The organism is uncultured Paraglaciecola sp. (genome assembly GCF_913020055.1).
In the GTDB taxonomy this organism is placed as follows: Bacteria; Pseudomonadota; Gammaproteobacteria; order Enterobacterales; family Alteromonadaceae; genus Paraglaciecola.
On the sequence record NZ_CAJWCF010000142.1, the window covers coordinates 1 to 8,713 of the forward strand.

Sequence of the window (8,713 nt, forward strand, 5' to 3'; positions counted from 1 at the left end):
GTTGTAGATGCCCGACTAAAGAAAATATATCAATCACATTTCTCACTATATGGGACGAGCAAAGGTTTTTTCACAAACTTATTATTTCCACGATATGTGGGTGCTTGTATGGCATTTAATAAGAAAGTTCTGCAAGCTAGCCTACCTTTCCCCAGTAATCGAAAATTGGTTGCACATGATTATTGGATTTGTCTAGTTGCGGAACTATATTTTCAAACAAAACTCATTCCAGAACCTTACATGCTGTATAGAAGACATGATTCTAATGCTTCAACTGGTGGCATTAAAAGTAAAAACAATCTGATACACAAAGTATTAGTCAGGGTATATGTTTTATGCCATCTTATAAAAAGGGCTTTTAGATGAGTGTTAAAATATATTGGTTTCTAAGAGGGCTAATTTATAAACCATTTTTAGGTTCTTTTGGATTCCTATCTTATATGGGAAAGCCATTAATAATAACCAACTTTAAGAGAATATTTATAGGTAATAAAGTAAGGATTTTCCCAGGAGCTAGAATTGAAGTGGCCGATAAAAGTGCCTCTATTGTATTTGAAGACAATATTTCGGTAGGTCAAAATTTGCATATTATCTCTGGTTGTAATCAGGTATTAACTATTGGTAAAAACACAACATTATCAGCGAATGTATTTGTGACAAACATAGACCATCAATATCAAGATCTTGATAAGCACATTCTTTACCAGCCTCTTTTGGCATTAAAGACAAAAATAGGTGAAAACTGCTTTATCGGATATGGAGCGGCTATTCAAGCGGGCACAATTTTAGGTCGACAATGTGTTGTGGGTGCAAATTCAGTAGTACGAGGCACATTCCCAGATTATTGCGTCATCGTAGGGGCTCCTGCAAAAATAGTCAAAAGGTATAATCCAGATAGTCAACTTTGGGAAAAAACAAATAACAAGGGTAAGTTTTTAAATGAAATATAACAATATACTGATTACAGGCGGAGCTGGATTCATTGGCTCTAACCTTAGTTTAAAGCTTATTGAGAAAGGTCACAATGTAACAGTATTAGATAATTTATCACCTCAGATTCATGGTGACAATGCTGACTTGTCATCGCTCTATTTAAGCATAAAAGATAAAGTACGCTTTATTAAAGGTTCAGTCCTTAGCTATGACGATTGGATCTGTGCGTTGGAAGGGGTTGATGCTATTGTACATTTGGCTGCTGAGACCGGCACAGGTCAGTCAATGTATGAAATTGAAAAATATACCGATGTGAATATTAAAGGTACCTCTATACTTTTAGATATATTGGCCAATGAATCGCATACTGTAAAAAAAATGGTGATCGCTTCTTCGCGTTCAATTTATGGTGAGGGTAAATATCAATGCCAAGACCATGGTGTTGTTTATCCCACTGAGCGGCAGGATGCGGATATGGTGGGTGAAGATTTTGGTGTTAAATGTCCTGTTTGTGCACAAGATCTTACCTTGCTGGCTACTGATGAATGCTCGAAAATACACCCGTCTTCAATTTATGGGATTACAAAGCAGGTTCAAGAACAAATGTTTTTGGTAATGGGGAAGTCATTAGGTATTTCAGCCGTTGCTTTTCGATATCAAAATGTTTATGGAGCTGGACAGTCTTTAAGTAACCCCTACACCGGAATATTGTCAATTTTTTCCACACGCATAAAAAATGGTAATGACATTACTATTTTTGAAGATGGTCTGGAGAGCAGAGATTTTGTTTATGTTGATGATGTTGTGGCCGCAACCATTCTTGGAATTGAAAAAAATGAAGCAAATGGTGAAGTGTTTAATGTAGGCTTAGGTGAGGCGATTGATGTATTGACGGTAGCTAATACCTTAATTAAAGCTTATGGAAGTAACTCAAAAGTAACAATTTCAAAAAACTATCGACTGGGTGATATACGTCATAATTATGCAGATTTAACAAAGATAAAGGAGAAGCTTGGGTTTTTACCCCAGTTCAGCTTTGAGCAAGGTATCGCTAAATTCACTGAGTGGGTTAACTCCCAAGAAGTGAAAGAAGATAAGTATGAAAAAAGTATTGAAGAAATGAAGGCTAAAGGGTTATATAAGTAATGCAAAGTTTGTGGGGTAATCATAGGCTTGATAGCGAATGAAAGACTTAAAAGGTAAAAAGATATTGTTAATTGCCCCTCGTTTTTTTGGTTACGAAATTGAGATACGCAATGAAATTGAACGACGGGGCGCACAGGTAGATTGGTTAGCTGATCGACCATTTGATAAACCATGGCAAACGGCATTAACTCGAACTTCTCCCAGGATAGTTCAACCATGGGTTAATCGTTTATATCGTCACCAGTTAGAGAAATTAGGTGCCACTTATTATGATGTTGTCTTGGTTATTAATGGGCAAACCTTGGCACTAGAGGTGCTAGTTGAAATTAAATCATCTTTTCCCAACGCCCGTATGGTGCTTTATATGTGGGATTCGATGGATAATAGACCTAATATTGTACAAGCTCTAAGGTATTATGACATTACATACAGCTTTGACCCCGTAAGTGCTAATCAATATGGCATGGAGCTTCGCCCTCTTTTTTTTACGAGTGGATTCGAAAGACCAATTGCATTGACTTTTGATTACCACTTGAGCTTCATTGGTACTATGCATTCGGATAGGTATGGGGTAATTGATCAATTGAGAGAGCAATTGACAAGTGAGGTTATTGCTTACGAATATTTATACCTCCAAGCACCTTGGGTGTACTGGGCATATCGTATGTTAAAGCCTGCAATGAGGCATGCGTCGATAGAAGAATTTCAGTTTAAAGCTATAGGAAAAGAAAAAGTGCAAGAAATATTTCATCATTCACATGCGATTGTAGATATTGAGCACCCTAAGCAGAGAGGTTTAACAATGCGTACGTTTGAAACAATAGGTGCGAATAAGAAGCTTATCACGACGAATCCGAATATCCGACAATATGATTTTTTTAGAAAAGAAAATATTTGTGTGATAGATAGAAAAAATCCGGTGATTCCAACTGGATTTTGGGATGAAAGTTATCAGGAGTTGCCACCAGATTTGTATTACAAATACAGCTTAGCGGGATGGTTAGATAATGTTCTTGAATCTGTATGAATTGGGAGTTGAAAAATATCTAGAAAATCACTGATTTTAATAACTCACTCTAAGTTGATATGTAATGAAACGTTTATTTGATTTATGTTTGGTCTTGATTGCCACAAGCAGCAAATCAGATTTTTTTGGTTTTAGATGGTGAAGATGCTTCAACTACTGAGCTTTTACAAAAAGTAGCTAAAGCTTTAGGCAAAAAATCTTTGTTATTACCTGTTCCAGTTAGTTTAATGACCTTGGCCGCTATAAGGTGCTTGGGAAAGGTGATGTCGCTAATCGTTTATTTGGCTCATTACAGGTGGATAGCTCAAAAGCACGATCGTTACTTGGCTGGAAGCCGGTGATTACTATGGATGAACAATTGAAAAAACAGCGGATGCGTATTTAGCAAAAAAGAAGAATTGATTATCCTTAGCAGGGTGTTTATACCGGTGTTTAAACCTTTATTGCCGATTGGAAGTAATATGACAGAAGTAACATTAGATATAAAAAAATGGGGTAATAGTTTGGGGGTGCGATTGCCAGCAGTAATCGCTCGTGAAGCTCATTTGCACACGGATCAACGAGTGCGAATTTCTATTATTGATAAGCAAATTATCATTACCCCTGTTGTAAGTGAGCAATTGACACTAGAGCAACGCCTAGCTAGTTTTGATCCTATGATTCATGGTGGTGAAGTGATGTCTGTATCAGAACACTTAGGTGCTGAGAAGTGGTAAGAAAAACTGCTCAATGGTTACCAGATCGCCAAGATATTATTTGGATTGATTGTAGTCCCCAATCAGGGCAAGAAATGCGGGATATCCACCCTTTTTTAGTGCTAAGTCCGAAAAGTTTTAATGATAAAACGTCACTCGTTATTGGTTTACCTATGACGACGGCTGAATATAATGCTGATAACCCTTTTGCCATTTCTGTAGGTACCGCTTCTGGTAAAAAGCTAAACAAAATAAGTTATGTGCTTTGTCATCAGCCTAAGTCATTTGATTGGCGTTCTCGTCGTGCAAAACCACATCCATTAGGCGCAATGAATGATGCCTTATTTTCTCAAGTCTGTGAGCGACTTAATCAAATTATTCAACTGACATGAAGAGACTCTTTGATTTAACTTTAGCTCTGGTTGCCACAAGTATATTTCTTCTTCCCATCGGGATTATGGTGATATTAGTAAAACCTGCAAGATCAATGATAATGGGTACAGCATGTAGATTGGACTTGAGTCCAATATGTCGGATTAAAATCCGACCTACGACCTTGCTCGGATGAGGATGGCGGAAATAGATAATATGAAAAGAGTGTTTGATTTAGTGTTGGCTGTTATGGCAAGTTTGATACTTGTTCTGCCTATCTGTTTGGTAGCAGTATTAGTAAAAATAACGTCAAAAGGATCAGTCCTATATTGGTCTGAACGAGTGGGTAGAAATAATCATATTTTTAAAATGCCTAAATTTAGAAGTATGAAAGTTGATACCCCTGCGGTGGCGACACATCTGTTGAACGATCCTAAAAGCGTATTAACACCGATTGGTGATTTTCTGCGTAAATCTAGTTTGGATGAACTGCCTCAGTTATGGTCAATTTTAAAAGGTGATATGAGTTTTGTGGGGCCGAGACCTGCATTGTTTAATCAGGATGATTTGATTGCCTTACGGACAGAAAAAGGTGTACATCATTTGGTTCCAGGATTAACTGGCTGGGCTCAGATCAATGGCCGTGATGAATTGCCGATTCCTCAGAAGGTTGAGTTGGATGTTGAATACCTACAACGTCAGTCTTTATGGTTTGATATTAAAATCATTTGGCTTACGTTTTTGAAGGTGGTTAAGAAAGATGGTATCTCTCATTAAGTGTCTTTATTGTGGTGATACTGTACCCCCCTATTATTAACCTAAAATAAGTGAGAGTTTTGAATAAAGTCTTGACGCCGTAAACGGTAAGAAAAAATTTAAGGCTAGTTAGTTTATCGCCAGCCTTAAAGAAATTCACAGGTTAAATAAAGAGTATCAATTGTTTAAGTTATGCTACTTTTACGGTTGGCAGTTGCATTTCGGAAAAATGCAGTAAAAACTCCAAGCATTAAACCCAACACTAAGCTAACTGCAACAATTAAGGCTTTCTTTGGCTTTATTGGCGACTCAGGTGGGAATGCCTGTTGGTCAATACGCATTACAGAAATGTCGTTAGCATTTAGTTTTATGAGAGATAATTTATCTAAGGAAACCTCTAGGCCGCGAAGTTCGCTTATAAACGCATCGTTATTTTTGCGAGATTGAAGTAACTCAATTCGTCTATTATTTTTAAGTAAGCTAAGTTGTTTTTGTAATGGTCGTAATTTAGAAATAAAGGGATCATCAGTCTTTCTTAACGTTAATTGTTGAACTTCTGAACGCAGCGCCTTCTCGCCGCGCATATATAAAGGCTGCTGTATATTATCAATGTTGGTGATAATGTTGGATGGTGAACTTGTATTGGGGGCTGAACTTGTATTGGATATAGATTCAGCATCAGACAGTTCTATGAGACCTAATGTGTGTGCTATATTTGCCGCTTCTTTTAGTTGAGCAATTCGATCGAATCGTTTCGTTTTTGCATTATTTCTTAATACGCTAATTTCATCGTTAATCTTGTTTACTTGCAAGGTGTCAGCCTCAAGTAATCTAGTAATTTCATCATGATTTAGCTTTGTCGTTTTAGTTTTGATTAGATTTATATTTCTGATTAAACTTGCTTTTCTATTTTCAATTCTAGCCGTAAGGTTTGAAATAAGTTCCAACTTAGTTGCATCACTTGCTGTTGCAATAATTTGATTCACTATGTTTACTGTTAACCCAGAATCTTGCCCCTCAATGGCAAGTGTGGTGCTGAGAACTGGGCTTTCACCTTTTTTGTTTTTGGGTCTAATTAGGCTTATATCTTTAGTCAGCTTGCTAAAGGCAGAGTCTGTGCTGCCGCCATCAGATTTATATGTCGCAACCAAGTCCATTTCATCAAATACTTTGCGGTATGATTGCTGAGATGCGAGGTGACGAACGAACATTTCAAATACATGCTTACTATCCACACTATCCACACTATCCACACTATCCACACTATCCACTCGTAAATGTTCTAACTGAGCTTCTGCAGGGGGAAGCAGGGTTGATTCAACTTTATAAATCGGCGTGGAGAGTAGGGCGTAGCTAATGGCTAGCGACACGGTTATGGCTGTTACAGCAAAAATTGTCATTTTACGCTTAACCAAGATTGTCCATAATTCAAATAAATCTATTTCATCATCATAATGGTTCTGAGAAGTCATTTCTTGGTGTTTAGATGTTGTCATATTCTTATTCTTATTAATGTGTTTAATGTTCCACATTATATAGCTATTTAAGCCTATTTGGAAAAATGCTCTCTAGATAAAATGTGGTGAGGTGTTGTTTATAATTATTGTGGGAATGGCATCTCTGGGCTAGGTTGCACTATCAGGGAGCATTTTGAAGTCGATAACCCATTATAATGAAAGGTTTTAGAACAATTTTTGCCTCTATTGAGTTAAACTATTGGTTTTAATTAGCTGTAAATAAGGATTCCTGACGCCCAATGTTATTTCAACAGCTTTCCCCCATATCCAACTGGTTTTTATCTCGCCCACGCAGTGTAAAACGTTTAATCATAGTTGCGGTTGATTTTATCATGATCGTTATTGCACTTTGGGCAGCGTTCTCACTCCGCTATGGCGTGTTTTACCTGCCACCCCAAAAGCAATTGTGGATTTTCTTATTGGCTCCTATTATTGCTATTCCTATTTTTATCCGGTTTGGCTTGTACCGTGCGATTATTCGATACTTAGGCATGCAGGCTTTATGGTCGGTATTAAAAGCCACTATTTTGTATACACTTATCTTTACGGTGGTTGTTTTAATAGCGGGTACTGACGGCGTGCCCAGAACTGTTTATGGTATTAATACCCTATTATTATTGCTATTTGTTGGTGGTAGTCGCTTAATGGCGCGTTGGTGGTTCTCTCATATCTTTCAAGGTGGTGTGAGCGTACAAGAAAAGAGACGAGCAACTCCGCCTGTAATTATTTATGGTGCGGGTGCATCGGGTGCTCAGATGGTGGCGGCACTTAAAATGTCGCGACAGCTTAATCCGGTTGCTTTTGTTGATGATGATAGGAGTCTGCACCATCAACAAATAAATGGTTTGAGTGTTTATCCTTTTAGTCAATTAAGTCATTTGATTGAAACGTTTCATGTCAAAGATATCCTATTGGCGATGCCTTCGGTTGCACGTGTTCACCGACATAAAATCATACGCTTACTGGAGCCGTATCCCGTACATGTTCGAACCTTGCCAGGTTTGATGGATATTGCTGAAGGTAATGTAACGGTATCTGATATTCAAGAAGTTGATATTGCCGATTTGTTAGGGCGAGATTCTGTTGCGGCCGTGCAAAGCTTATTGCATTCCAATATTACGGATAAAGTGGTGCTGGTAACTGGCGCTGGGGGCTCTATAGGGTCTGAGTTGTGTCGTCAAATTTTACGATTACAACCGACAACATTGGTGTTGTATGAACTCAATGAGTTTTCCTTGTATGCTATCGAAAAAGAACTTAAACGCTATACCGAGAACATCCCGATTATTGCTGTATTAGGTTCTGTGCTTAACCAGCAACGTTTGGAGGCTATTTGTCAGCGATTTAATGTGCAAACGATTTATCATGCGGCAGCATATAAACATGTACCCATGGTTGAGAGAAACACCAGTGAAGGTATCAGGAATAATATATTTGGTACGCTTAGTTGTGCAAGGGCGGCAATTGCATCACAGGTCGATACCTTTGTATTAATTTCAACGGATAAGGCGGTTAGACCCACGAATACGATGGGGGCCAGTAAACGTTTTGCTGAGTTAGTCTTGCAAGCGTTATCTGAGGATAAAAATCAAAATACGCATACTCGTTTTACAATGGTACGGTTTGGTAATGTTTTAGGATCTTCTGGTTCGGTCGTGCCATTGTTCCGTGAACAAATCGCAAATGGTGGACCTGTTACCGTGACCGATCCACGTATTACACGTTATTTTATGACCATTCCTGAGGCGGCTGAACTGGTTATTCAAGCTGGTGCAATGGGGAAAGGTGGAGATGTGTTCGTTTTAGATATGGGCGAACCTATTCGTATTATTGATTTAGCTAAACGCATGATTCACCTGAGTGGCTTGGTTGAAAAGGACGAGCTAAGCCCAGAAGGCGATATTGAAGTTACCTATACAGGCTTACGATCAGGTGAAAAATTATATGAAGAACTACTGATTGGCGACAATGTGTCGGATACACAGCATAGTAGAATTATGCGGGCAGAAGAAAAAGTAATTGCTTGGCCAGAATTAGAGAGCATTTTGCAAGACATTGAAAAGCATAATGACCGTGATAATTGCCAAGAAGTAAGGGATGTTTTGATAAAACATGTCGATGGATTTAAACCACAGTGCGTGGTTGAAGATTGGTTGGTATAAATAGATAAAGTGTTTTAATCGAGGCAGTTGGTGGATGGCCTGTAGGAATGGCGAATGCGCCAAGTTCACCGTATTCAGCATCAAAGGCCAGTTCAGATCATTTAG

Annotated in this window: 9 protein-coding genes and 1 pseudogene; 9 read left to right on the plus strand and 1 reads right to left on the minus strand. The window is 38.2% G+C overall.

The genetic code is table 11. From position 1 onward, the window contains the following. The 8 genes and pseudogenes from QZ488_RS20210 to QZ488_RS20245 form a co-directional block, all read left to right on the plus strand. Positions 1–366: pseudogene (locus QZ488_RS20210) on the plus strand (glycosyltransferase family 2 protein); the annotation flags it as partial. Beyond that, on the plus strand, positions 363–950 hold the full coding sequence (locus tag QZ488_RS20215) for a DapH/DapD/GlmU-related protein (RefSeq protein ID WP_293752143.1): 588 nt from the start codon (positions 363–365) through the stop codon (positions 948–950). The pseudogene QZ488_RS20210 and the gene QZ488_RS20215, both read left to right, overlap by 4 nt. Next, complete coding sequence (locus QZ488_RS20220; protein ID WP_293752145.1) at positions 940–2,079, plus strand: NAD-dependent epimerase/dehydratase family protein; 1,140 nt, start codon at positions 940–942, stop codon at positions 2,077–2,079. The genes QZ488_RS20215 and QZ488_RS20220 overlap by 11 nt, the downstream gene beginning before the upstream one ends. 37 nt (positions 2,080–2,116) lie before the next feature. Further along, the gene (locus QZ488_RS20225) at positions 2,117–3,106 is read left to right on the plus strand and encodes a hypothetical protein (protein ID WP_293752147.1); all 990 of its coding nucleotides are present in this window, start codon (positions 2,117–2,119) and stop codon (positions 3,104–3,106) included. A 247-nt stretch (positions 3,107–3,353) separates the two neighbouring features. Next, positions 3,354–3,491, plus strand: coding sequence for a hypothetical protein (locus QZ488_RS20230; protein ID WP_293752149.1), 138 nt, complete (start codon positions 3,354–3,356; stop codon positions 3,489–3,491). A gap of 76 nt (positions 3,492–3,567) precedes the next feature. Further along, positions 3,568–3,822: an AbrB/MazE/SpoVT family DNA-binding domain-containing protein gene (locus QZ488_RS20235; protein ID WP_293752151.1), complete on the plus strand. Its 255-nt coding sequence runs from the start codon at positions 3,568–3,570 to the stop codon at positions 3,820–3,822. After that, entirely contained in the window at positions 3,816–4,193 is a 378-nt protein-coding gene (locus tag QZ488_RS20240; protein ID WP_293752153.1) for a type II toxin-antitoxin system PemK/MazF family toxin, read from the plus strand. Before QZ488_RS20235 ends, QZ488_RS20240 begins: the two co-directional genes overlap by 7 nt. A 196-nt stretch (positions 4,194–4,389) precedes the next feature. After that, positions 4,390–4,950: a sugar transferase gene (locus QZ488_RS20245; RefSeq protein ID WP_293752155.1), complete on the plus strand. Its 561-nt coding sequence runs from the start codon at positions 4,390–4,392 to the stop codon at positions 4,948–4,950. Between the two features lie 164 nt (positions 4,951–5,114). Here the strand turns inward: QZ488_RS20245 and QZ488_RS20250 are convergent, their stop codons facing one another. Then, positions 5,115–6,425, minus strand: coding sequence for a Wzz/FepE/Etk N-terminal domain-containing protein (locus QZ488_RS20250; protein WP_293752157.1), 1,311 nt, complete (start codon positions 6,423–6,425; stop codon positions 5,115–5,117). Between the two features lie 260 nt (positions 6,426–6,685). Here QZ488_RS20250 and QZ488_RS20255 point away from each other — a divergent pair, with 260 nt between their 5' ends. After that, complete coding sequence (locus QZ488_RS20255) at positions 6,686–8,608, plus strand: nucleoside-diphosphate sugar epimerase/dehydratase (protein WP_293752159.1); 1,923 nt, start codon at positions 6,686–6,688, stop codon at positions 8,606–8,608. Positions 8,609–8,713 lie beyond the last annotated feature (105 nt).

Bases quoted from the DNA above. Each gene is read 5' to 3' on its own strand.
- QZ488_RS20215 (WP_293752143.1), top strand. From the start codon at position 363: ATGAGTGTTAAAATATATTGGTTTCTAAGAGGGCTAATTTATAAACCA.
- QZ488_RS20220 (WP_293752145.1), top strand. From the start codon at position 940: ATGAAATATAACAATATACTGATTACAGGCGGAGCTGGATTCATTGGC.
- QZ488_RS20225 (WP_293752147.1), top strand. From the start codon at position 2,117: ATGAAAGACTTAAAAGGTAAAAAGATATTGTTAATTGCCCCTCGTTTT.
- QZ488_RS20235 (WP_293752151.1), top strand. From the start codon at position 3,568: ATGACAGAAGTAACATTAGATATAAAAAAATGGGGTAATAGTTTGGGG.
- QZ488_RS20245 (WP_293752155.1), top strand. From the start codon at position 4,390: ATGAAAAGAGTGTTTGATTTAGTGTTGGCTGTTATGGCAAGTTTGATA.
- QZ488_RS20250 (WP_293752157.1), bottom strand. From the start codon at position 6,425: ATGACAACATCTAAACACCAAGAAATGACTTCTCAGAACCATTATGAT.
- QZ488_RS20255 (WP_293752159.1), top strand. From the start codon at position 6,686: ATGTTATTTCAACAGCTTTCCCCCATATCCAACTGGTTTTTATCTCGC.